Origin of the sequence: uncultured Dialister sp., assembly GCF_937959425.1 — a bacterium.
In the GTDB taxonomy this organism is placed as follows: domain Bacteria; phylum Bacillota; class Negativicutes; order Veillonellales; family Dialisteraceae; genus Dialister.
This window is the reverse complement of record NZ_CALGPS010000158.1, coordinates 1-24576: the sequence shown is the minus strand read 5'-3', so window position 1 is coordinate 24576 and position 24576 is coordinate 1. Positions and strand designations below refer to the sequence as shown.

At 48.3% G+C, this 24576-nt stretch carries 17 protein-coding genes; 12 read left to right on the top strand and 5 right to left on the bottom strand.

Annotation, left to right across the window (positions count from 1 at the left end):
• Positions 1-453: 453 nt before the first annotated feature.
• From Q0482_RS06585 to Q0482_RS06575, 3 genes are all read right to left on the bottom strand, one after another.
• Positions 454-1449: an ATPase, T2SS/T4P/T4SS family gene (locus tag Q0482_RS06585; RefSeq protein ID WP_299144859.1), complete on the bottom strand. Its 996-nt coding sequence runs from the start codon at positions 1447-1449 to the stop codon at positions 454-456.
• Between the two features lies 1 nt (position 1450).
• The gene (locus tag Q0482_RS06580) at positions 1451-2626 is read right to left on the bottom strand and encodes a GspE/PulE family protein (RefSeq protein WP_299144857.1); all 1176 of its coding nucleotides are present in this window, start codon (positions 2624-2626) and stop codon (positions 1451-1453) included.
• Between the two features lie 1132 nt (positions 2627-3758).
• Entirely contained in the window at positions 3759-4937 is a 1179-nt protein-coding gene (locus Q0482_RS06575) for a glycosyltransferase (RefSeq protein WP_299144856.1), read from the bottom strand.
• A 121-nt stretch (positions 4938-5058) separates the two neighbouring features.
• Between Q0482_RS06575 and Q0482_RS06570 the strand changes: the two genes are divergently transcribed.
• The 3 genes from Q0482_RS06570 (at position 5059) to Q0482_RS06560 (ending at position 8416) form a co-directional block, all read left to right on the top strand.
• Positions 5059-6063, top strand: coding sequence for a glycosyltransferase (locus tag Q0482_RS06570; protein WP_299144854.1), 1005 nt, complete (start codon positions 5059-5061; stop codon positions 6061-6063).
• 30 nt (positions 6064-6093) lie between these two features.
• On the top strand, positions 6094-7104 hold the full coding sequence (locus Q0482_RS06565) for a DUF3644 domain-containing protein (protein ID WP_299144853.1): 1011 nt from the start codon (positions 6094-6096) through the stop codon (positions 7102-7104).
• A 223-nt stretch (positions 7105-7327) separates the two neighbouring features.
• Positions 7328-8416 (top strand): NAD-dependent epimerase/dehydratase family protein, encoded by a 1089-nt coding sequence (locus tag Q0482_RS06560; RefSeq protein WP_299144851.1) that lies wholly within the window; start codon positions 7328-7330, stop codon positions 8414-8416.
• A gap of 693 nt (positions 8417-9109) precedes the next feature.
• Here the strand turns inward: Q0482_RS06560 and Q0482_RS06555 are convergent.
• Positions 9110-10924 (bottom strand): hypothetical protein, encoded by a 1815-nt coding sequence (locus Q0482_RS06555; protein WP_299144850.1) that lies wholly within the window; start codon positions 10922-10924, stop codon positions 9110-9112.
• Between the two features lie 561 nt (positions 10925-11485).
• Here Q0482_RS06555 and Q0482_RS06550 point away from each other — a divergent pair.
• From Q0482_RS06550 to Q0482_RS06510, 9 genes are all read left to right on the top strand, one after another.
• Positions 11486-12496, top strand: coding sequence for a glycosyltransferase (locus Q0482_RS06550; protein WP_297022669.1), 1011 nt, complete (start codon positions 11486-11488; stop codon positions 12494-12496).
• A 188-nt stretch (positions 12497-12684) separates the two neighbouring features.
• Positions 12685-13920 (top strand): O-antigen ligase family protein, encoded by a 1236-nt coding sequence (locus tag Q0482_RS06545; protein ID WP_297022672.1) that lies wholly within the window; start codon positions 12685-12687, stop codon positions 13918-13920.
• Positions 13883-14890 (top strand): glycosyltransferase family A protein, encoded by a 1008-nt coding sequence (locus Q0482_RS06540; protein WP_297041451.1) that lies wholly within the window; start codon positions 13883-13885, stop codon positions 14888-14890. Before Q0482_RS06545 ends, Q0482_RS06540 begins: the two co-directional genes overlap by 38 nt.
• Before the next feature lie 57 nt (positions 14891-14947).
• The gene (locus Q0482_RS06535; RefSeq protein WP_299144848.1) at positions 14948-16096 is read left to right on the top strand and encodes a glycosyltransferase; all 1149 of its coding nucleotides are present in this window, start codon (positions 14948-14950) and stop codon (positions 16094-16096) included.
• 34 nt (positions 16097-16130) lie between these two features.
• A complete protein-coding gene (locus tag Q0482_RS06530; protein ID WP_297022684.1) occupies positions 16131-17339 on the top strand; it encodes a glycosyltransferase in 1209 nt (402 codons plus the stop codon).
• A gap of 20 nt (positions 17340-17359) precedes the next feature.
• Positions 17360-19033 carry a PIG-L family deacetylase gene (locus tag Q0482_RS06525; protein WP_299144846.1) on the top strand — a complete coding sequence of 558 codons (1674 nt, stop codon included), beginning with the start codon at positions 17360-17362 and terminating at the stop codon, positions 19031-19033.
• A gap of 24 nt (positions 19034-19057) precedes the next feature.
• Positions 19058-20254 (top strand): glycosyltransferase, encoded by a 1197-nt coding sequence (locus Q0482_RS06520; RefSeq protein ID WP_296973852.1) that lies wholly within the window; start codon positions 19058-19060, stop codon positions 20252-20254.
• Between the two features lie 277 nt (positions 20255-20531).
• Positions 20532-21764: a nucleotide sugar dehydrogenase gene (locus Q0482_RS06515; RefSeq protein ID WP_299144844.1), complete on the top strand. Its 1233-nt coding sequence runs from the start codon at positions 20532-20534 to the stop codon at positions 21762-21764.
• 686 nt (positions 21765-22450) lie between these two features.
• Positions 22451-23671 (top strand): ATP-binding protein, encoded by a 1221-nt coding sequence (locus tag Q0482_RS06510; RefSeq protein WP_299144843.1) that lies wholly within the window; start codon positions 22451-22453, stop codon positions 23669-23671.
• 529 nt (positions 23672-24200) lie between these two features.
• Here the strand turns inward: Q0482_RS06510 and Q0482_RS06505 are convergent.
• Entirely contained in the window at positions 24201-24431 is a 231-nt protein-coding gene (locus Q0482_RS06505) for a hypothetical protein (protein WP_299144841.1), read from the bottom strand.
• Positions 24432-24576: the final 145 nt, after the last annotated feature.

Genomic DNA, 24576 nt, shown 5'->3' with positions numbered 1-24576 from the left:
CTTTGGTACTACGTACCACCTTCCTCCACGGGAAAGCATGTCACTGGATTCTCAGTCGTCTACGGCTCCCTACGAATCCAGTTCCTTTGCCACCCCGCAAGCGGTGGGACAACAGGGGGGAGAGAACCCTTCTACACAACCTGCCTGCGTCAGCAGGCCACAACCTACGGCGAAGCCATGCTCCTTCGCGCCCAAAGGGCGCCCCCTTTGGTACTACGTACCACCTTCCTCCACGGGAAAGCATGTCACTGGATTCTCAGACATCGGGCCGGATAGCCAAAGGTAGGCGCCTTTATGGGCAGGCTAGGCGCCAACTTATCCGGCCTTGCGTATTCTATGCAGAATACGCACCTTTGGCTCCCTGCGAATCCAGTTCCTTTGCCACCCCGCAAGCGGTGGGACAACAGGGGGGCGGGCCGAACCCTCTGTACCCGGGGCCGCGTGGCGGCCCCTTTATATCATCCTCATCCATTTCTCCTTTTCTTTTTCGCTGATACCGCGAAGTCCGTAGATGGCCTGTTTCATGGTCCGCATGTGGTGAAGACCCATTTCCATATAGGAGGGGATCTGCGTTTCCTTTCCTTCCCGGATGAGGTGGGCGGTGGCGGGGATATTGGTGAAGATTTCCCTTATGAGCCTTGTTTCCTTTCCTGTGCGGCAGAGGCGCTGGGAGACGACGGAGCGGAGATTGGAGGCCAGGAGGCTTCGGATTTCTTCCTGCCGGTCGGCGGGGAAGGCGTGGATGATGCGGCCGATGGAGTCGGCGGCCCGGGTGGTGTGGAGGGTGGCCAGCACCAGGTGGCCGGTTTCGGCGGCGGTGAGGGCGGCGGACATGGTTTCGCTGTCCCGCATTTCACCCAGGGCGATGACGTCGGGGTCTTCCCGGAGGGCGTCCCGTACGCCGGAGGCAAAGTCCATGACATCCATTTCCACTTCCCGCTGGTGCACCAGGGCCTTATTGGAGGGAATCACGTATTCCACCGGATCTTCCAAAGTCACCATGTGGCAGGGGCGGCGGGCATTGATGAGGGAAAGCATGCGGGCCAGGGTGGTGCTTTTGCCGCTGCCCGACGGGCCGGTGACCAGCACCAGGCCGCTTTCCAGGGAGCAGACCTGCTCCATCCATTCTTTGTCCGGATCCGGCGGGAGGGATGACAGGGTGGGGAGGATGCGGAGGGCCGCCGCTTTTCTGCCGAAGGCGCGGTACACATGGATGCGGATGCGGCAGGAGCCGATGGAGGCGCCGCCGTCGCAGGAGCCCCGGGTTTCCCATTCTTTTTCCTTTTCCTCGCCTAAAAAGTCTTCAAAAAGAGTGCTGAAGAAGGAATCATGGGCCCTTTCCTTCAGCTGCTTCAGGCTGCCGTAGAGCCGGATGGTGACAGGTTCTCCCTCCGTCACGTGAATATCGGTGATGGCGGGATTGCCGGCAATCAGTTTTTCTATATCCATTTCAATCCTCCCCTGCCAGAATCAATGACGCTTCTTCCGGTGAAATGACGCCCTCCGTCATGAGGGTGAGGGCGGCCTCTCCCATGGAAGGCTGGCCCTGATCCTTCATGCATTTTCGGAAATCGTCGGCGGAAAAGCGGTGATGGATGATGTCCCGCTCCCTGCGTCCTATGGAAATCATTTCAAAAACGCCGGTGCGCCCCCTGTATCCCTCATGGCAGTCATCACAGCCCCTGGCCCGGTACACCCGATTTCCTTCACAGGCTTCCGGAAGGCCCAGGGACTGCCGCTCTTCCCTGGGCAGGAAATAGGACTCCCTGCAGTGGTGGCAGAGACGGCGGGCCAGCCGCTGGGCCATGACCAGGGATAGGGAGGCGGACAGGAGGTAGGGGGCGATGCCCATATCCATGAGACGAAGGGGCGCGTCGGAAGCGTGGTTCGTATGAAGGGTGGACAGCACCAGATGACCGGTCAGTGCCGCGTGCACCGCGATTTCCGCCGTCTCACGGTCCCGGATTTCCCCGATCATCACAATGTCCGGATCCTGGCGCACGATGGAACGAAGCCCCCTTTCAAAAGTGAGCCCCGCCTTCTCATTCACCTGCACCTGGGTCACGCCCTGCAGCCGGTACTCCACCGGATCCTCCACGGAAATAATGCTGACACCCTCTTTGTTCAGCATCTTCAGCGCCGCATAGAGAGTGGACGTCTTCCCGCTCCCCGTAGGCCCGGCGGTGAGAATCATGCCGCTTCCCCGGGCAAGGCACTTCCGGAAAACCTTTTCCTGGCAGGGCAGCATGCCCAGCTCGTTTTTTTCGATGAAATCCACCTGCCCCGACAGGAGGCGGATGACGATGGTTTCCCCATACAAAGAAGGGAGGATAGAAATACGGAGATCATAGGGCACACCCTGGAACGACATGCTGCAGCTCCCGTCCTGGGGCAGCCGGCTCTCGCCTACGTCCATGTGGCCGATGACCTTGGAACGCACCGAAAGGCCGGACAGCATCTTCAGCGGCAGACGGAACCGATCCCGCAGCACCCCGTCCTCCCGGAAACGCACCCGCACCATGGAAGCCTGGGGCTCCATGTGGATATCACTGGCCCCCGCCGCCCGGGCGGACTCCAGAATCCGCGCCAGTACCATTTCCGCCGAACCTGTCCTGATTTCCTCCATACTATCCTCCCATAGAGAATCGCAAAGAAATATTTATTTTATTATAACATTTGAGGGTTGAGAATTGAGAGTTGAGATTTGAGGGGGCGGGCAGCTGTATTCCCGAAAGCACAGAGACCGTCAGACATCAGACTTCCCGCGGGGACCGGGATTGGGATCGTGGCCGGGGTTGTCAGCCGTTTGCTATTCACTGTCGGCTTGACACAGGATGTTGTTCGTGATTGTAAAAAGGGGCAAAGAGTTTAGGCGCTTTATGAAAAATGGTAAATGGTGAATTGTAAATGGTAAATGAAGGTGGCGCCTTTAAAAATGAAGGGCGCCATTTTAATAAAAACCATACAACCTCGCGACCCTCGTGGAAATGCACCCCTTTTGGTGCCTGCGGTACCACCTTCTCCCCGGAGGGGAGACTTTAGCGGCGCTATGCGTAGTGTTGCTTATGAGGGAAGTGGTAACCAGCGGGTTGTTGTTCCCCCGCACAGCGGGGGAAAGGTGGTGCCGCAGGCACCAAAGGGGGGAAAGCCACCAAAGGTGGCTAATCATCGTAATATGAATTTTGCTGATGAATCCAAAGGTACAAGTCGAATCCAGCCAGCGGCTAATTGCTAGCTGCTAACTGCTGTCGTCTCTACGGTTAGCGGCCAATTCCCGCCGACCGGTATTTATTACCGGTTGTCTCAAAAGTGCCGGGTACCAGGATTCTTCGCCTGCGGCTTAGAATGACCGTGTCCGGCGGGAAGGTCAGCACGTAACGTCCCTGCCCACCCCTGTCTAAGGGGTGGGTGGCGAGCGCAGCGAGCCGGAAGGGGTTAGCCGACAAGCGGCATTAAAAACTTATTGCCGCGAAGCGGCAATCCACAACCCTCGGGCCGTAGGCCCGTCAAACCTAAGAACCTTAAGAACCTTCTCCCCCCTTTGGTACTACGTACCACCTTCCCCCCGCAAGCAGTGGGACAACAGGGGGGAGAGAGAACCCTTCTACACAACCTGCCGCGAAGCGGCGCCCCCCTTTTTTTCATATTTGCGGCGCCAGCCGCCACCGCAGCCCTCGGCCCGAAGGGCCGTCAAACTTTAGAACCCTAAGAACCTTCGGCCCCTTTAGGGCCGTCAACCCTCAGCTCCGGAGGAGATGTCAACCTTTTCCATGTACCTCTCTGATCAGCCGGTCCCATTCATCCCACACCACTTCCGGTGCGAAGGGCTTCATATTTTCCTTCGCTCTTTTTCCGAAGGCCGTCCTTCTGTCTCCATCCTCCATGAGTTTCCGCAGGGCCTCTGCAAAGGGGGCGGCGCCGTCTTCTGTGAGGTATCCATCCTCACCGTCATGGATGAGCTCGTTCACCGCCGGGCAGCTCCTGTATCCCACCGCCGGAATGCCTACACCCATGGCTTCGGTAAGGGCCAGGGGGAATCCTTCATGATGGCTGGGAAAGGCGAAAATATCTGTTTCCTTCCACACAGAAGCCATATCCTTTGTGGTGCCCTTGAGAAGCACCCGGCTTTCCAGTCCGGCCTTCTTAATCATGCCCTTCAGGGTGGCAACATAGGTTTTGTCATAGGTGTCGCCCCAGAGGCAGACCTGCCAGTCCGGGAAATCCTTTGCCAGGAGGGTAAAGGCCTCCACCAGCAGATGCTGCCTTTTGGTGCGGCCGGTGACACGGCCCACATTGGTGATGGTGTGAATTTTGCGGTTGGCCCCGGGCCGGGCGGAGACGGCAGGAATGGACACGGCGTTGGGAATGTAGACGAAATGGTCATAGTGGAGATATTTCTCCGCCTTTTGGATGAAAGACGGCATGAGGGCCTGGATACGGGCACTCTTTTCCAGCGCTTTTATTTCCTTCGCCGGCGCGTGGGCAAAAATTTCATTGGGGTCATTATGAAGCATGGAAATCACGGGCACCGTCGTGCTGAGCCCCTCCAGCAGCAGACGGCCTGTGGGCTCCCGGAAGGAAATAATCACATCCGGTTTCTCCAGCGCCAGAACCTTCTCCATCTGAGGGGCCGCAGCGGAGAGCATTTTATAATTCCGGTTCCGGGCCCCCTCCTTGCTGAAAAGGCGGGTGACCTCCCGAAGCCCCTTCCCCAGGGCGCCCATGTGCACCGGCTTCATGCCGGGCATGTGGAAAAGATTGTAGAAATGGCAGTCCTCAGGGAAGGGATAAAAAGAAGCACCCTCCTTCTCATCTGCCATGACCACCGATACATGGTACCCCTTTTCCTCCATGGCAAAAGCCATGCGGGACAGCACATGCTCGATGCCGCCGCTGTAGCCTACGAATTTGTGAAGATCTGCCAGTAAAAGATTCATATTCCTCTCCCTGCCGTTCATGAATTTGAGATAAACCTGCCTTTATTATAGCAGATGAAGCACAGAAGCCATTATAATATGATAAAATATAACTGATTTTGATATTACAAAAACGATTTCCATGAAATATAAGGAGACATCCATGAGCAACGTTCTTTCCCATGCCATTATCGACACCCTTCACCTGGGGAGAAAGATAGAAAAGGAGGACTTCCACATCGCCCTCACCGGGACGGAAGACTACATTCCCCACATGGGCATGGTGGCCCTCACCGTTCATGCCCACAATGAGGACATGCCCATCTGCTACCATTTCTTCGTAAACCACCTGACAGAAGAGGAAAAGGCAAGGCTGGAAGACGCGGCACAGATGATGAAAAGTCCGGTGGAGGTACATCTGATTGACGACAGCGCCTTCAAAACACTGCTCCTCTCCGATGGCGTGGCCGCTTTCTTCTACCGCTTCCTGGTGGCTCCCACGGTGGCGCCGATAGCAGACCGGGTCCTTTACCTGGACGGCGATATGATGTGCCGCGGCTCACTGGACTATCTAAGAAATCTGGATTTCCAGGGAAACGATGTGGCCGTGGTGTCGGACCGCAAGGAAGAACTGCAGATGAAACGAGTTCATACGAAACGCTACTTCAACGCCGGCATGATGCTTATTAACGTGAAACAGTGGATGGAAGAAGGCCTCTTCGATGATATCGTCCGCCGGGCACAGGAAAATGTGAAAAGAGTGGGCAGCCGGCTCTCCCATCACGATCAGGATATCCATAATGAAATGCTGGACGGCAAGTGCCTCTACATCGAAAAGAAATACAACTACCTCTACAACCTGGACCGCCAGTCCCTCTTCAAGAAACAGCCGGTGAATGAAGACTACCATAACCAGGTCATCATCCACTTCGCCGGCCACGCCAAACCCTGGCACAGCTGGGTACAGGAATGGCCGGTGGTCAAGGAATACGCCGCCATCCAGAAAAAATCCCCCTGGAAAGACGTCCCCCTGGTGCCGCCCAAAGGCACAAAAAACCTCCACCAGGCCGCCCGCACCGCCAGGATGCAGGGAAGGTACGGAGAAATGATTTCCCTGTATCTTAAATACCTGGGCGCCAAAGCATAACCATTTTTGGGAAAAAGGGGTGAACAGATAATGGAAGCCATCAGTCATAAAATGCTGGAAAAGAGCATAGAAGCGTTTATCATGGCGATTGAGATATATAATAAACCTACTCTTAGATACAGGGTAGAAGGTTTCTCTTTCTTTATTTGTAATGCATGGGAATTAATGCTTAAGGCGTATTTGATAGAGTCCCAAGGAGAAAAGAGTATCTATTATGCAAAGCAGCAGGATAGAACTATTACTTTATCCAATTGTATTGAGATGATTTTTACGAATGATAAAGATCCTGTGCGAATCAATTTAGAACGAATCGTTGAACTTAGAAATACGAGCACCCATTTTATTACAGAAGAGTATGAGCAAATTTATATACCATTATTTCAGTCTTGCGTAATCAACTATACAAATAAGATGCTCCAGTATTTTAACAAAGATGTCACGGAAAACATACCATCTAATTTTTTGACACTCTCCGTTAAAATTTCACCTGTTGATCCGCAGGTCATCCAAGCAAGATATCCAAAGCAAATTGCATCACATTTGCTGAAAACGCAGCAAAATATCATTGACTCTGTACCGGAAAATGGGAATAGTAAATATGCAGTCCTGATTAGGCATGATATGTATATTACAAAGAAATCTGAATTAGCAACAGCAACAATTTCGATTACAAAAAATGCGGCAGAAGCCGCATATATTCTTAGAGATGTAAAAGATAAGCATCTATTGTGTCCTTATAATCGGAAACAGAGTTTGGAAATTATAAATCGGTGGATCAAAAGAGACCATTTGAATTTCATTAATCCATCTAAACAACCGGAGGATGAAAGACTGCATATATTTATATCCAGCCATTTTGACCTGATAGTCAAGTTTTATGGGGTAAAAAATGAAGACAAATATTGCTATAAGTATATTAACGGAAAGCAGACATTATATACTTACAGTGAAGCAGCGCTGCTAATGATTTATAATGAAATCAAAAAGGATCCGGAGAATATTATTAAAAATATAAAAGGAAGACAAAAAGACTTTAAATAAAAAAATAAGCCAACCCCAGGGGCAAAGGAATTCTCAGCGTATCTGCGCCTACTCCCATTAGGGAACCCAGCCTATATCCTTCACGAGTTGACTTATTTACTTCATTATATCAAATGGCGCTATAATATACAATGCTGCTGGGTTGAGCAATGGTTATTCCGCTTATGCTAAAAGGCTGAAAAAATAATAAATTTTAACAAGAGACTATATAAAGGAGAAACATATGAAAACACCGATTACATTAGAAGGAAAAACCGTATTTGTTACCGGCTCTGCCGGCTTTATCGGAGCGAACCTTGTGAAGCGGCTCCTTGCCGTTCCCCGCATCCGCATCATCGGTATCGACAACATGAACGACTACTACGACGTCTCCCTGAAGGAATACCGCCTGCAGGAACTGGAAAAAGCGGCAGCTCTGGCGGAAGGAAGCGAATACCATTTCATCCATGGAAATATTGCAGACAAGGCCTGCATTGAAGATATTTTCAGCACCTGGCACCCGGACATCGTGGTGAACCTGGCAGCCCAGGCCGGCGTGCGCTACTCCATTACCAACCCTGACGTGTACATCGAATCCAACCTCATCGGTTTCTACAACATCCTGGAAGCCTGCCGCCACTCCTATGACGGCGGCGCCAAAGGAGTGGAGCACCTGGTCTACGCTTCCTCCTCCTCCGTTTACGGCGGCAATACCAAGGTTCCCTTCAGCACCGATGACAAAGTGGACCACCCCGTATCCCTCTATGCAGCCACCAAGAAATCCGACGAACTCCTGGCCCACTGCTATGCGAAACTCTATAACATCCCCTCCACAGGCCTCCGCTTCTTCACCGTCTACGGCCCTGCCGGACGGCCGGATATGGCCTACTTCGGATTCACCAATAAACTGCGGGCCGGCAGCACCATCCAAATCTTCAACTACGGCCACTGCGAAAGAGACTTCACCTACATCGATGACATTGTGGAAGGCGTCGTCCGCGTCATGCAGGGAGCGCCGGAAAAGAAAAACGGCGAAGACGGCCTTCCCCTCCCGCCCTACGCCGTATATAACATCGGCGGCGGACGGCCGGAAAACCTCCTCCGTTTCGTAGACATCCTCCAGCAGGAACTTCTCCGTGCCGGTGTCCTCCCTGAAGACTACGACTTCGAATCCCACAAGAAACTGGTACCCATGCAGCCCGGCGACGTTCCCGTCACCTATGCGGATACCGAAGCCCTGGAAAAAGACTACGGCTATCGCCCTGCCACCACCCTTCGCGAAGGCCTCCGGAAATTCGCAGAATGGTATAAGGAGTACTATGGAGAGAATTGAGGCTCCGCGGCTTCGCCGCCAGTGAGATATCAGACAATCAGACTTCAGACAACCGATAAAATCAGCAAAGAAATCGAAAAAGCGCCATTTTATAAAAGTGCGGCATGCCGCACTTTTATAAAATGGCGCTTTTTGGTTTATAAGTTAGCGGCGATACCACCAAAGCGATACCTCCCCCATCTATGGGGGAGGGGGACCGCGTTAGCGGTGCGCAGCGAACTGCAGTCACAGCAGCGAACATGATTTGAAGGAGCGCTAGCGACGCGCAAATCATCGTGAGTCGCTGATAGCCGTGCTGCAAGGAGCCGTTAGGCGACTGAGAATGCAGTGATCCCTTTCCCCTCGGGTGGAGGGGGTTCTCGCTAAAGTTGCTCTTACCGTATACACAGATATTCCCGCAGCTGTGCTGCAGGCCCATCAGAATCCCTCTGTCTGCTGGCGCAGACATCCCCCTTTGAGAAAGGGGGACTACCCATAAGCGGCTCCGCAGCCATTGGGATCCTGATGACTCTATCCCCAAACGTGATATTGACTCCGCACAAGGCTCTCTTCCCAGAAGAGAGCTGCCCACGGGGCTGAGAGATGGTGACCGGTTCGGCCCGCAGGGCCTGTCGAGCTCAAGGCTCAAGGCTGAAGGCTCAAGGCCCCACACGGTCGCACGCTCCCTAGACCCCCAGGGCCTCCGCCCTGTTCCTACTTCCCCCACACCGGGTCGTCGGCGATTCTCTTTTTCCTCTCGAAGGTGGTGGCGTTTTCCTTATTGATGGCGTAGTCCTTGGAGGAGAAGTCGTACTGGGAGTGGTAGAAGTTGGTCCTTGCCTGCCAGATGCCGGTGACCGTATCGAATGCCATGTCGTTGGTGAAGACCGTCTGCTCGTGGGACTTCAGGGTGGGCATGAGGCCTGGATGGGCGGCCTGGTAGTCCGGCGACAGGTACACGAAGAAGGGGATGTGCACCATGTCGTAGTAGAAGGGGGAGGTGGTATGGAAGTGCTTCATATTTTCCCCGTGGTCCGAGAAGTAGATCATGGACTTCAGGTTCAGGTTTGCCTTGGCGTATTCGAAGATATCCTTCATCACCCGGTCGTCGTAGGCGATGGTGAGGTCATAGTCGTGGTAAGGGTCCTCTTTGGAAATACCCAGTTTGTCCCGGAGGTCCACCGGTACCCGGGCGATGTAGGTGTAGTGGCTGCCGTCGATGTTGATGAAGATGACCCGCTTCTTCGCCGGAGGCAGCTTCTTCAGCACTTCCAGGGTATAGCCGTCGTAGTTCTTTTCCCAGTAGGAACCATCGCTGCGCTCGGCGATCATGGTGACGCCGGCACTGGACATGGAACTCCGGTTATGGAAGGAAATCCAGTCCGTCCGGTATCCCGCTGCCTTCGCCACGTCCACCATGCTCACCACGTGCTCCAGGGACATGTCGCCGTACTGGTTGGCGCTGGTCATGGCGTAGGACAGGGAGAAGAGGGTATTCGGGAAATTGGAGTAGGCGTGGTAGCCCAGGGCAAAGTCCGGGGACTTCGCCATTTCCGAGAGCCAGGGCGTCGTATTCTCCGGGTAATCCGGGGTGAAGGCCTTCATGTGGTCCCGGTTTGCGCTTTCCCCGATGATTACGATGTGGGTGCCTTCATCAATGCCATCTCCGGGATCCGGCGGCACGAAGGCCATGGTCTGTACATTCTTATCGAGATTATCGTTCAGCTTCTGGAGAATCTGGAATTCACTGCTTTTAGATCCCAGCGCCTTGAAAAGAGTAGCCGGGAAAACGTGGGTAATCTGACGATAGAAGCCGCCGAAGAAGAGAATGGAAATCACCGCCAGCCCTATGGTAAAGGCCCTGCCGGTGCCCCGGAGGAAAGGGCCCTCAAAGGACCGGGCCGCCTTCATCATGGACCGGGCGAGGCCCACGGCACAGGAAATGACGATACCCAGGGCAATCACTGCCATGACGAGATGCATGGGGGAACCCATGGTGCGGAAGAAATCCTTGATTTCCTTCATGTGTGTAGAACGGACGGCCATCATGGCGAACATATCCATTTCCCCGCCGAAGAGCACGTAGTAGCCGATGTAGATGAAGGGGAGAAGCACCATGAAGAAGGTGTAAATTCCCGCAATCACCGTCCACAGGGAGCGGAATTTCTTCAACCTCGCCGTGAGGGCAGTGTACACATAGGGAAGTGCAAAGAGAAGAGCCCCCAGCACGTAGTAGTCACCGAGATGTTTCTTCTCCGGAAGGGACGCAAAGCCGTAGGCCCAGGTAAATGTGCCCGCCCAGAGCAGGGCGAGAATAGCAGCCCATGGCAAGAGCCGCTTCAGGTAGGCCCGGTTCATGGTGAAGAAAAGTCCGAAGGACACGATGAGCATCACCAAGAGCGCCGCTCCCAGCCGGGGCTGCACGTAGCTGTGGATATCCGGAAAATCGCCGCCCAGATGAAGAATCGCCATAATCACCACGGCAATCCCCAGGGGCCAGAGCAAAGATTCAAGTATACGTTTTTTCATGAGTACCTCATATAATCTAAAATATGTACATAGTACGTAAGTAAAGTTTAAAATTTACGTAAACTATTATATCACAAATGACTGAGGGTCATATAGCTGAATAAGCTTTATCGTAGTGCTTTGTATACTAGCCTGATAGTTTGGCCTATAAGCTCTGATAATAGTTAAAGTAAGAAAATAAATTTTTTATTCCATGAGTTTAAGTCAACGAAAATAGCCTATTTTATAGAAGATAAGCATTTCGATTCTAAAATAAGATAACTTCTTGCCTGCAATAAAATTACAGGTATAATAAGGACATATATCTAAGTACTGCTTACTATGTTTCTACTTTCTATGGGGATAAGAGGTTCGAGCATAGAGATTCTTTAAAAGCTTATTGGGGAAATGCATTTGGTATTATTACTTAAGATTGGGAAATTGAGAACAAAACAAGGATGTAGCCTTGTATATTTGGGTCGTTCTCTAACATGAGAATGGCAGAGAATTACTTCGTGAATATATTGGGGACGGGAATTAAATATAATGATTTTATATTAATGACTGCGAGAGGGATTTATCATGAAATTTGTAAGGGAAGTTCGAGAAATTGGTGAGTATAAAGATGGAAAGTCATATTATCATGTAGCATTGACAGGAACGCAGAATTATATACCATGGATAGGTGTGACCATGACATCCATTATGGAACATAATTCAGCATGCTTCGGGTTTCATATTCTCGTAGATAAAACGGATGAAAATGATATAGATCGATTAGAGAGATTTTCCAGGCAATGGAATGTACCTGTTACTCTTTATTATATGAATGACGATGAACTTGCCAGGTATGCGAAATTTGATCGCTACTTTATTGGCGGAAGGTATATAGCAACGTTAGTATATAGGTTCGTAGTGCCGGATGTTGTATCTTCCCAAGTAAAAAGGATATTATATCTTGATGGGGATGTTGTTTGTAACGGGAGTATTATAGATTACTTTAATTCTGAGATGGGGAATAAAATCGTAGCCGTTTCAGAAGATCTCAAAGGATCTGAGTATGCACAACGAATGCATGTGTCTAAATATTTTAATGCAGGTATTATTTTAATTGATGTGAATAAATGGAAGAGGCATCAGCTGACAGGACAATTTCTAAGCGAAATGGAAAAGGAATGTAGTATACATCCCACTTTATCCTGCGCAGATCAGGATATTCTCAATAAATTCCTTGCGGAGAAGGCTCTCTTTGTTCCACATATTTATAATTTGCCCTATCGTTTAGTGCAACCTAGCATTTTCAAATCCAAAATTATAAATGAGGATGCCATGCAGGCATCACTGATTCATTTTATTGGTGCCATCAAGCCATGGACTACTTATAATCAATCTGTGCCGATTGTGAAAGTGTGGGCTCATGCCAAGGAAAACTCTCCTTGGAGGGATGTACCTCTTCATGTGCCCAATAGCCAGAAAGCTCTTCATCAGGCGGCTAGAGATGCTCGCCGTCGTCATGCGTATAAGGAAATGGTTGGCTGGTATTGCCGCTTTATCAAATCCAAATTTGATGGGACGAAAAAAGTAGGTTATTAATGTTACTGATCATGACACCAGAGGAGAGAAAATAATTAACTTTATTTAGATAAAAATGGCTATAGCGTTAAAGGTGTAGTAAAATACAAGGACTGGGCCTATTCCTACGAATTGAATATTGTATAATAAAATTATCTAAGGAGGAGTGGAAGCTCCGGCTGATATTGGTTTTGAAAAGGAAAGTCTTGATGAATGCAGATAATTTGAACTATACTGAAGAACACTATAGTTATGCTAAGCTGTTGGCCAATGTAGTAGCAGCTTTGCTTGCCATGATTTTGAGCATACGATTTACGCCGGCTTATTATACCTATGCCATAATCTTGTTTGTGATATATTTTGTATATGACTGTACAAGATCGAAGGCATGCATCATTTCTATGCCCAGTAAAGCTTTTACCATTGGATACTGCCTGCTGTATGGGTCTTTAATTGTATCTGCGGGAGTAAATGCCGATAAAGATGGGCTGAGCCTGGTCCGGCAGTATATTTACTGGTCCTTACCCATGTGGATGATTGCTTATATGGCAGGAAAATATAATATTGAAAAGGGATTTCTTACGGGAATCTTATCCGGCGCCATCATCTCGGGAATTTATGGGGCAGCTCAATGGATGAAGCATCCTGGTGAACGGATATTCAGTTTTTATACATATCCAACCCATTATGGACTGGTTATTGCCATTGTTTTACCTGTAGTAGCCTATCTGATATTTAAGCGTAAAGAATCAATAGCCATGAGGTTAATAGCATTAGCTACGGCTTTGTTCATGCTGGTGTTGCTGTTTTTGACAGACACTCGGGCGGCCTTGATTGCCATATGCATTGGCTTTGTGGGATCTATCGGTATTGTGCTGGTTCGACACTGGCAGCAGATTGATCGTAAGATCAAGATAGGAACCCTCATATTTGTGCTGGCATTGGCTTTTTCCGGTGTGGCTGGGTTTAATTATATGCAGGGTCACAGGACCAGTTATGTGGGGCAGATTGGCGGGGAACGGCTCCTTATGCTTTCTGCCAGCTATAAAATGTGGGAAGACCACAAGATATCCGGTATTGGACTGGACTCCTGGGAAAAGTATTACTACAGTAAGGAATATCATCCTGAAGAAGGGACAGAAACGAACCTGGATATGCCCCACAATATGTTTGTTTATTTCCTGTCATGTGCAGGCATCATAGGGGCCGTTGGCTTTGTCTTATATACTGTCCTTACATTCTGGGGACTTCTACGGGTCCCTTTTGGTAAGAATCTTGCTATGGAAATTTGTTCCATGGCCGTATTTATAGCGTTCTTTATTGATGGTATGGCAGATTCTACACTTATTAATAAGATTCCTGTTAAAATTTACTTCGCACTTATGGGATTCTTCATGATGTACAATCATGGAGCGAAAGGCAAAGTTTCCGATGAAAATCAATAATCCGCTGGTGACAATTATCGTGCCAGCTTACAATGTGGAAAAATACATAGCGCGATGTTTGGACAGTATCATCCAGCAGACATACAAAAATTTGGAAATCCTAGTTATAGATGATGGGTCCAATGACGATACATCGAGTATTACGAAGTCTATGGCGGAAAAAGATTCAAGAATAATATATATAAAACAAACTGGTCAGGGAGTTAGTGCGGCTAGAAATCGTGGAATTCATGAAAGCCATGGTGATTATATCTTTTGGGTTGATGCGGATGATTATATAAGCCAGATGCTGATAGAGAATTGCATTTCAGTATTTCGAAAGAATCATGCTGACATCGTTGTATACGGTTCTCAGACTGTAAAAGATGGTAAGCCATTGGAAGCAGCTGTAATTCCACCATGCCTCCACACTGTTCGAGAATGGTATCGAGAGGCTGTACTTGATAAGATATCTAAAGTCTGGTCCTATGCGGCCAGAGCAGAACTATGGAGAAATACCGGATTTTCGTTGGATTTTGGTCATATGGGGGAAGATGGAATCGCAACCATAGATATTTTTAAAAAAGCACAAAAAATCACAGCAATTCCATTGTGCCTATACTACTATGACAGAGGAAATGAAAACTCACTGACTAGACAAGTCTCATCTGAAATATTTTACGAACTTATGGAAGGATGGGTGGATCGGGAGAAAATCTGTGAAGCAGAATTTCCGGAATCAAGAGAATTCTGTATGCAGCGAGTATTGGCCTTTGCTGTAAAATCCTATTGTCTCTCATTAGTAGGGAATGAACTTGGCAGTAACAGGAAGGTTCGTATTTTGGATGTACTGGAATCCATGAATTTTTCTTTGGTTCAGGGACGGATGAGAGACAAGCTTTTGCGATGGGCCGCTATACATGGATGGAACTGTCCTTGCAGATTGTATGGACGAAGAAAATACCGCAAACTTATAAAGCAGAAGCGATAGGCTCCTTTTGCTTGCAGGAACCTATACATAATTCTTTGAACATGGAGAGACATAATTATGGGTAATTGTTCCGGTTTAGCTTCTATACTTGTTCCTGTCTATAATAAGGAAGAGTATCTGGATAAGTGCATTAAGAGTCTCAGAAACCAGACCTATGAAAATATTGAAATTGTACTGGTCGATGATGGTTCTAAAGATAATTCATTACAAATTTGTAATGAATATGCGGAACAAGATAAAAGAATTCAGGTTATTCACCAAAAGAATAAAGGCCTATGTGGAGCGAGGAATACTTGCTTAAAGTATTGTCAAGGGGAATATATTTTCTGGGTGGATCCGGACGACTGTTTAGATACAACTTTAGTGGCGGATGCTATTCATGAAATGGAAGTAAGTCAAGCAGATATAGTAGTTTTTGGCGTGAATATACTGAATGGTGAAAAGTGTGTTGGAGGACGTGACTGGGATAGCAGTACGGAATCTAATGTGCTTAAATTAATCACATCCTCTGTTGTTGGCTGGGAGATTTGGGGGAGAGCTTATCGGAAATTCTTATTTGACGATGTGATTTTTGATGAATCACTACGTACTTGTGATGATGTGTATGTCAGTGGACTCCTTATGAAAAAAGCACGTAAGGTGACTGCCCTTTCCAAACGGTATTATTATTGGCAGCGGGAATCTCATGGCAGCCTGGTTCAGACGAGGAAAGCCCGGAGTTATATCGATGAATTTATCGCCTGGAAACATAACCTGGAGGTCGGTATATTTTCAGATCTCCAGAAGCAGATTTGCGAAGTAAGAGTTCTGATTGCCTGCCTGAAGGCGATTTTGAGAAACAGGAAAGACCATAGTATTCCGGCATCTGAACTTGATCAGATACATCAGTATTATACGGAGCATAGCCATAAACCCATTTCTCCGGCGGCTTTACTGTTTTATGAATATAAGGAAGAGTCACTGAGTGCAAAGGCTTTGGGATTTGTTGATGAAGGACCAATGAAAAAAGCATTGAAGCTTTACTCTATTGACTCCGTTCATCCGATTATGGAAGCGGAGGAAAGAGAAAATCTCAAAAGCTTTTTGAAGGAAAATCAGTCAGTTCCATTAAAGAAAAAGTATAGTATGATTGAGAGTGCCATAATCCGGGACTATTCATTCTTGTACAGGATGTTTGGTCGGATGATCTGGAAAAAATATAAGTAGCCTTGCAGGTTGTGGATGTATGTAGGAGGATGCAATGAAAATTCTTATCGTCTATGCAGGCATGCTGATGAAAAGCGGTGGTATGCAGCATATCTGCTGTGAAATGGCCAACGCTTTTGCAGCAAAAGGGTACGAGACAGCAATTGCCAGTGGCGGTGGAGATCTTACATCCTCCTTTTTCCCTTTGGACAAAAGAATAAAAATTTACTCACTAATTGCGGACCATCCTGTCAATGATATGGACAAAGCGGTAGTAGGAAGAAAAATTTCTGCTGGCGATAAAATAATCAGGGAATTTATTCGTACATTTAGTAAGCGTAGATTTCATGAATGGAATGAAAAATGTAAATGTAGAGTAGTAAAGCCTTATCTTAAGAAAATACTTCATGACTTCAACCCGGATGTTATCGTAGGATATAATGCAGATGCCGTTTATTATACGGTTGCAGCAATGGATGATATGGTTCCTATCATTGGAACCAATCATTCCGAGTTATCCCGGTCCTTTGAGGAAATGGGAGGACCGGAGATTGCTGCTTTGAATCGTTGCGCAGCGCTGCAGGTTCTACTGCCGTCCCAAAAAGAAATTCTGGAAAAACATTGTCCCCAGGTACCTTGTGTTGTCATTCCCAATGTGGTTTCCAAAAGTAAAGAAATAAGCAGTTTGGAGCAGCGGACAATTTTATTTGTTGGGCGCTTGACGAAAGCGGCTAAGCGGCCTCACCTGGCAGTCCAGGCTTTTGAAAAGGCAGCAGTTCACCATCCTGGATGGAAATTGGAAATCTGGGGAGATGGTCATGGAGCAGAACACTATGTGGATGAGATGAAAAAAGATATTGCCTCTCATCATATGGAAGATCGTATCTTTTTCAAGGGGACCACAACCGATATCCAGTCTGTTTACGGTAAAGCATCTATTCTCCTCTGCCCCAGCCAGCATGAAGGATGGGGACTGGCGGTTACTGAGGCCATGAGTGCAGGCCTTCCGGTGGTGGCATTCAAATCCTGCGCAGGTGTCAATGAGCTGGTGGAAGACGGGTATTCCGGGTTTTTGACAGATGATGATATTTCTTCCATGGCAGGTGCCCTGGAAAAGCTTATGGAAAGTGATGGCCTTAGAAAAGAAATGGGCATGAATGCCCACCATTCTATGGAAAAGTTCTCAGAAGAAAAAGTCTGGAGCAGTTGGGTTCATCTGATTGATAAGGTGGTTGAATCCAGTAGTAATCAACGTAAAGCATGATACATTGAGGAACTGATAAAGTGATACAAACATCATTTACTTATAAAGATAATTTGAAAATCCATTCTCTAATGGTCATCGTTCCCCATGAGGATGATGAAGTAAATAATGCGGGCGCAGCCATTTATAGTGCCATCAAAGAAGGCATGGATGTGAAGGTTGTGTTTATGACAAATGGAGATTGGATGTATCCTGCCTTTGTAAGGTATAACGAGGCGATTCGTTCTCTTACATATCTTGGGGTTCCGGAAGGTAATATTATTTTTCTCGGATTTCCGGATGGTGGGACGAGTGGTGAACGGGCTGTCTATCTTCATGGACTTGATAAGCCGGTTGATGCTGCAGGACGGAAGGAAACGTATGGTGTGGGGACACATCAGGACTATCATTTCAGCAAGTATGGCCAGCATCAGGAGTATACCTGGAAAGGGCTTCTGGATGATATGGAAGATGTCATTTTGTCGTTTAGGCCGGATGCATTGATGGTCACTGATTTTGATTATCATGGGGATCATCGGATGTTGTCTATTGCTTTTGAAAAAGTGATGGGCCGCATTTTAAATACACCAGGAAATACCTACCATCCTCTGGTATTCAAGAGCTTTGCTTATGCTACGTCCTATGTGTCCTATAAAGATTTCTATGACAGACATTTTCTCTCGTCCCGTGTGTATCGTAAAGAAATGAGATACCTGGATTGCGAGACAGATAATCCGGTCTACGAGTGGAATCAGAGGGTACGATTCCCTGTGGATGTGGCTTGCAGAGGGCCAAAATTACTGAATAATGTACTCTATAAGGCTCTTATCTGTCATCTGTCACAGAAAAATATTGAACATGTGCGGCAGGTTTTTAACAGTGACCTTATATTCTGGGAACGGCGGACAAATAATCTGGCCTATGAAGGCAAGACGACGGTGTCCTCAGGAAATGGAGATTATCTTCATGACTTCCAGCTCATGAATACCAGGCACATTAATGAATCCAAACCACCAATGGAAGAGTATCTTTGGACTCCGGATGATAGTGAAAAATGGTGCCGCATTGATTTTAATGAACCCAAGCATATTGAAAGTGTTGCACTTTACGGGAATATCGATGATGACAGTCGCATATTGAAGGGACAGCTTTCATTCAGTAATGGCTTTCGGTGTGATGTGGGAGAACTCAAAAAGCAGGGCCATGAAACGCTTGTGACATTTGCGCCACAGGATAACGTACGGTGGATCCGTTTCACGATACTGAAAACAAAAGGAGAAAAAGCGGGGCTGGCGGAATGGGAAATTCTGAAATCTCCAGAAAGGCCTTATCAGCTGCTTAAAATATGTGTCGATGATAATTTCGCCTATAACTGGTATGTTTATCCGGGAGAAGAGCCAATAGTATCCTGCTATAGCTGCGGGATATCCGGTGATTTTCAATGGTATATCAACGGGGGGCCATCGGCGCTGGACAGGATTAATAAAATGATATTATCCTTGAAGGGTACAATTGTCCTGCGTGTTGAATCAAAAGAGAATCCGGAGATTTGGGATGAAATAACGGTATCGCCAGCCACTGCAGGTTATCGAATGAAAATCGGCATGGTTAAAAATTTGGATAAATTGGGGGTATGGTGGGAACATCAAATGGAAAAGACACCCCATCATAAACTGAAAAAAGTGAAAACAGAAGAGGAATACCGTAAGCTGTAAGCGTATTTTGTGGGGAGAACAGAAATGAAGATTATCATTGCTCATTTTGGAACATACTATGTCAATACATCAGGGGGCGTTGAAAAAGTTACCTGCAATCTGGCAAATGCATTGGTTCGGCGTGGGCATGAAGTAACTATTCTCTACCGTGATAAGGTAGAGGGGAAACCCTATTTCCCTCTGGACGAACGGGTAAAGCAGTATAATATCCTTTTTGAGAATGGCAAGAAAGTTGTCTCGGATAAGCCACCTTTACGGATTCGCCTGTATCGAGAGGCCGCACGGCTCTTCAGCCAGCGGAAGGCTCAGGGGATAAACGTCTGGTACAAAGGAAAGCAGTATGGTCCCAGAATTAAAGAATATCTGGATAACCATCCGGCAGACCTGATTCTTTCCTGTTCTATTCCATCGGCCAAGTATGTCATCGAAGATGCGGGGTGTACCCTGCCGGTCATTGAGATGATCCACTCTCATCCCCAGGTCCAGTTTCCCGATTTATCGGAGGCAGAGAAAAAAGCAACCGTCAAATGCAGGGCTATGCAGATCCTTGTGCCATCCGGCCTGAATATGGCACATCAGTATTTTCCGGAACTTCCGGTGACGGTCATCGGAAATGCGGTGTTCCCGGCTTCGAAGCCTGCTGATCTGGCGGCTCCTCGAAAAGTTCATAAAGTCATTTGTGTCGGCAATATCAGCGGGCGGAAGAACCAGCTCATGCTGGCGAAGGCATTTGCGTCATTATCGAAAGATTTTCCGGATTGGCAGCTTGAATTCTGGGGAGATGACAGTTCCCGCTATGCCGGACAGATGAAACAGTGGATTCGCCATAGTAAATCCGGTGAAAATATCCGGGTCATGGGGAAAACCAGCCATATAGACGATGTCTATGCAGCATCCGACATCATTTGTATGCCCAGCCGGGATGAAGGCTTTCCATTGGCTTTGACAGAAGCCATGGCGGCAGGCCTCCCGGCGGTAGGATTTTCTGACAGTACAGGAGTCAGCGATATCATAGAAGATGGAGTTGATGGTTTCCTTGTGCCCCGTTCAGAAAAGAATCTGGCCGGAGCCCTTAAGAAACTTATGGATGACAGGGAACTGCGGATTAAAATGGGTCAGTCCGGGATGAAAGCGATGAAGCAATACGCACCGGAGCATATTTGGGATCAGTGGGAAGAATTGTGTCAGCATGTTTTGGATAATGAGAAAACAGGCCATTGATCAATATACCTTGGATTGGATGTAATTGTAGCGTTTTATATTGTGAATACTGCCTTTTGACAACTCTTGGGTCGATAATTGGCCATACTGTGACATACCGGATTCTATTTTGGAAAAACCATTTTCCATCCGGCATAGTGTGGTGGAGCATTTAATGCATAGGTATTGTATAATTGCAAATAAAGAATGAATATAGTACCGACAGCGGTATATAGAAATATATGCTGCTCCGAGTTTGGATAACACAGCGTGAATTTGATCGACATGGAGGAACGGCATGAATATAGCAGTAGCAGGTACGGGGTATGTGGGCCTTTCTCTGGCCACCCTTCTGTCCCAGCACAACCATGTGATGGCGGTGGATATTATTCCGGAGAAGGTGGACATGGTGAACCACCGGAAGTCGCCGATCCAGGATGAGTACATCGAGAAGTACCTGGCGGAGAAGGATCTGGACCTCACCGCCACCACCGACGGGGAAGCGGCGTATAAAGATGCGGAAATCGTCATCATCGCCACTCCTACGAATTACGACAGCCAGCGGAATTTCTTTGACACCTCCTCCGTGGAGGCGGTGATCGACCTGGTGATGAAGGTAAATTCCCATGCCATCATGGTGATCAAGTCCACCATTCCCGTGGGGTACACCGAGGAAATCCGGAAGAAGACGGGGTCCAGGAATATCCTTTTCAGCCCTGAATTCCTGCGGGAATCGAAGGCCCTCTACGATAACCTCTATCCCAGCCGCATCATCGTGGGTACGGACCTGAAGGATCCCCGGCTGGTGAAGGCGGCCCATACCTTTGCAAGGCTTCTCCAGGAAGGGGCCATCAAGGAGAACATCCCCACCCGGTTCATGGGATTCACGGAAGCGGAGGCGGTGAAGCTCTTCGCCAATACCTACCTGGCCATGCGGGTGTCCTATTTCAATGAACTCGATACCTATGCGGAAATGAAGGGCCTGGATACCCGGGAAATCATTGACGGCGTGTGCCTGGATCCCCGGATCGGGGAATTCTACAACAACCCCTCCTTCGGCTACGGCGGCTACTGCCTCCCGAAGGATACAAAGCAGCTCCTGGCCAACTATAAGGACGTGCCGGAAGACCTCATCGAGGCCATCGTGAAGTCCAACAGCACCCGGAAAGACTTCATCGCCGACCGGGTCCTGGCAGCTGCAGGCTACTACCACGCCGGCAGCGAATACGACGAGGCGAAAGAAAAGCCCGTCACCATCGGCGTGTACCGGCTCACCATGAAATCCAACTCCGATAACTTCCGCCAGAGCTCCATCCAGGGCGTCATGAAGCGGATCAAAGCCAAAGGGGCGGACATCATCATCTATGAACCCACCCTGGAAGACGGAAGCACCTTCTTCGGCAGTCGGGTGGTGAACGACATGGACGCCTTCAAAAAAGAAAGCCAGGCCATCATCGCCAACCGCTACGACCACGTGCTGGACGACGTGAAAGATAAAGTCTATACCAGGGACCTCTTCGAGAGGGACTGAGGGAGAGGTTTGAGGAAAGAGATTTGAGGTTTGAGGGAGAGACTGTCAGACTATCAGACCTCAGACTAGCATGGCGCCTGGAAACGTATCCCCCACTTACGGCTGGTCACATGGTGCGGGGAGATTTCTCGACTGCGCTTCGCTCCGCTCGAAATGACAGGGCGGAGAATTCAGACAATCAGACGTCAGACGGGACCTGTCGGACCTATCCTCAGGGCTTCGCCCAGCCCCATTCCGGTCGGGCACGAAGGAGGGCGCGCTTAGTGTGCAGTATATGCGCGCAGATTAGCCCGACTTGGCAATTCTATGCAGAATTGCCACCTGAGGAAGGGGCCTAACGTTACGTGCTTTGTTGCGGCGTCATATGCGGCGGGGCGCGTAGAGTAAGGAGATTTCGGGGCTCTGCTTCCGACCCTCGAAATGACAGGGAGCGTGGCTTTCAGAATGAAAATGACTAAAAGAAGTGTAAATGGCAAAATCCTATTCCTAAAACTTTGGAAAATGAAAAGTTTTGGGAATAGGATTTTTACTTTGAAAGATATAGAATATATCAGGTAAACTTCATTTCATCCATTGAAATAAAAATAAGATTTTAAGAATTGAGAAATAGATATTCCCAAAACTTTTGAAAATAGGAAGTTTTGGGAATATAATAGAGGGTATGAATCCATTTTGAGAGGAGGCCTATGATGGTTATTCCACGTCCCCGGTATATGAATCGCCTTTTGCGGGAAAAGGGAAAGAGGATTATCAAAATTATTACGGGGCTTCGCCGGGCAGGGAAGTCGACGCTGCTTTTTGAGCTCTATTATCAGGAGCTGCTGCAGAGGGGTGTGCCGGCGGATCATATCATCCGTATCCCTCTGGACAGTATCCGGTATATCAGCCTCCGCGACCCCATGACGCTTTACCGCTATATTTCCGATGCCATCCATGATAGGGAAATGTACTATATTTTCCTTGATGAAATCCAGCTGGTGAAGGGGTTTGAGGATGTGGTGAACGGACTGGCCAGGGATTTCAACTGTGATATCTATCTCACCGGTTCCAATTCCCAGTTCCTGTCGTCCGATGTGAATACCCGATTCAGGGGGCGGGGGATAGAAATCAAGGTATTTCCTCTGCTTTTTTCGGAGTATTATGCCTTTTATGGTGGAGATAAGCGGGAATGTTTCCAGCAGTATATGCTTTACGGCGGCATGCCCTATCTGCTGCAGGAGGAGAATCCCATGGACAAGGCGTCGTATCTGAAAATGATTGCGGAAACGGTGGCGCTGAAGGACATGGAGGAACGGTATAAGATACGAAATCCCGAGGCGTTCCGGGCGATTATGGAGCTGCTGGCTTCGTCCATCGGTTCTTATGTGTCGGCCAATAAGATTGCCCGTACCCTGGCATCTGCAGGCAATCGGGAGGTTACGTCCAAAACGGTGAGCCTGTATCTGAATTATCTGTGTGATTCTTTCCTTTTTTATCGGGCAAGGCGGTTTGATATCAAAGGGAAGGAATATCTTAAGACCCTGCAGAAATATTATATGGCAGATATCGGTCTCCGGAATGCGGTCCTTGGATTCCGGCAGCTGGAGCCGACGCACAGTCTGGAAAACATCATTTTTCTGGAGCTTGAAAGCAGGAATTATCTGGTGGATATCGGGAAGAATGAAAACAAGGAGATTGATTTTTTGGTGCGAAATCTGAAGGATACTTTTTACGTGCAGGTGTCTTATACCCTGTCCAGTCCGGATACGATGAAAAGGGAAATCGGCGCTTTCAGAAATCTGGATGATGGATATAAAAAGATTGTCATTACTATGGATGATGATCCCTATACCCATCTGGAAAGGGGATATAAGAAGGTCAATGCACTGGATTTCCTGCTCAATGAACGGAGTCTGGAGGAGGTCTGAGATTTGAGGTTTCAGGAGCTTTATTGTGCCACCCGCTTGCGGGAGGGAAAGGTGGTACGCAGTACCAAAGGGGGGGTAAGAGATTTGAGGTTTGAGAGGGCAGACTATCAGACTTCAGAAGTCAGACTGAAAGAGGAGATTTGAGGAAAGAGATTTGAGGTTTGAGGGAGAGACGGTCAGATAATCAGACAATCAGATGTCAGACTGACATGGTGCCTGGAAACTTATTCCCTATTTACGGCTGGTCACATGGTGCAGGGAGATTTCAGGGCTCCGCTTCGCTGCGCTCGAAATGACATTGGGGGCTAGGCGGGAAGAAGAGATTTGAGGAAAGAGGTTTGAGATTTGAGGGGAGGGACTGCAGACAATCAGACTTCAGACTGGCATTGTGCTTGGAAATGCATCTCCCACTTGCGGCTGGTTACAGGGGGCAGGGAGATTTCGGGGCTTTATTCCGCTGAAATGACGGGCGGAGACAGGGCGTTTAACAAAAGAGGCATCCTATTTTTTAGGACACCTCTTTTTCTTTTTATTTGTTTTTATCTATAATCTGTTTTTTGATTTCTTCTACAGTTTCAAGAGGAAGACTCGTACCCTTTGATACATCTTCCACGGAGAGGCCCATAGAGAGCAGGCGGGCGGCAGTCTCATTCAGGCCCTCCAGGCGGCCTTCAGCGCGGCCCTGGGCCAGGCCTCGGTTCAGGGCCTCTTCTGAAATGTTTAAGCTCAAGTTGCACATGGTATTCATCTCCTCTTCCATTTCCGGCGTAATCTTTATGAATAAACGGCACTTTGCAATAAGTGCCGCTTAAAATTTACCTTATGTTATGCTTTTGCTTCTTTGATTTGCTTTTTGATTTCTTCTACAGTTTCAAGAGGAAGACTCGTACCCTTTGATACATCTT

What these genes read in the sequence shown, in the direction of transcription:
- Q0482_RS06540 (WP_297041451.1), top strand. Translation starts at nt 13,883, where the DNA reads ATGGAGCGAAAGGCAAAGTTTCCGATGAAAATCAATAATCCGCTGGTG.
- Q0482_RS06515 (WP_299144844.1), top strand. Translation starts at nt 20,532, where the DNA reads ATGAATATAGCAGTAGCAGGTACGGGGTATGTGGGCCTTTCTCTGGCC.
- Q0482_RS06575 (WP_299144856.1), bottom strand. Translation starts at nt 4,937, where the DNA reads ATGAATCTTTTACTGGCAGATCTTCACAAATTCGTAGGCTACAGCGGC.
- Q0482_RS06555 (WP_299144850.1), bottom strand. Translation starts at nt 10,924, where the DNA reads ATGAAAAAACGTATACTTGAATCTTTGCTCTGGCCCCTGGGGATTGCC.
- Q0482_RS06510 (WP_299144843.1), top strand. Translation starts at nt 22,451, where the DNA reads ATGATGGTTATTCCACGTCCCCGGTATATGAATCGCCTTTTGCGGGAA.
- Q0482_RS06535 (WP_299144848.1), top strand. Translation starts at nt 14,948, where the DNA reads ATGGGTAATTGTTCCGGTTTAGCTTCTATACTTGTTCCTGTCTATAAT.
- Q0482_RS06570 (WP_299144854.1), top strand. Translation starts at nt 5,059, where the DNA reads ATGAAATATAAGGAGACATCCATGAGCAACGTTCTTTCCCATGCCATT.
- Q0482_RS06565 (WP_299144853.1), top strand. Translation starts at nt 6,094, where the DNA reads ATGGAAGCCATCAGTCATAAAATGCTGGAAAAGAGCATAGAAGCGTTT.
- Q0482_RS06580 (WP_299144857.1), bottom strand. Translation starts at nt 2,626, where the DNA reads ATGGAGGAAATCAGGACAGGTTCGGCGGAAATGGTACTGGCGCGGATT.
- Q0482_RS06560 (WP_299144851.1), top strand. Translation starts at nt 7,328, where the DNA reads ATGAAAACACCGATTACATTAGAAGGAAAAACCGTATTTGTTACCGGC.
- Q0482_RS06550 (WP_297022669.1), top strand. Translation starts at nt 11,486, where the DNA reads ATGAAATTTGTAAGGGAAGTTCGAGAAATTGGTGAGTATAAAGATGGA.
- Q0482_RS06585 (WP_299144859.1), bottom strand. Translation starts at nt 1,449, where the DNA reads ATGGATATAGAAAAACTGATTGCCGGCAATCCCGCCATCACCGATATT.
- Q0482_RS06530 (WP_297022684.1), top strand. Translation starts at nt 16,131, where the DNA reads ATGAAAATTCTTATCGTCTATGCAGGCATGCTGATGAAAAGCGGTGGT.
- Q0482_RS06505 (WP_299144841.1), bottom strand. Translation starts at nt 24,431, where the DNA reads ATGGAAGAGGAGATGAATACCATGTGCAACTTGAGCTTAAACATTTCA.
- Q0482_RS06520 (WP_296973852.1), top strand. Translation starts at nt 19,058, where the DNA reads ATGAAGATTATCATTGCTCATTTTGGAACATACTATGTCAATACATCA.
- Q0482_RS06545 (WP_297022672.1), top strand. Translation starts at nt 12,685, where the DNA reads ATGAATGCAGATAATTTGAACTATACTGAAGAACACTATAGTTATGCT.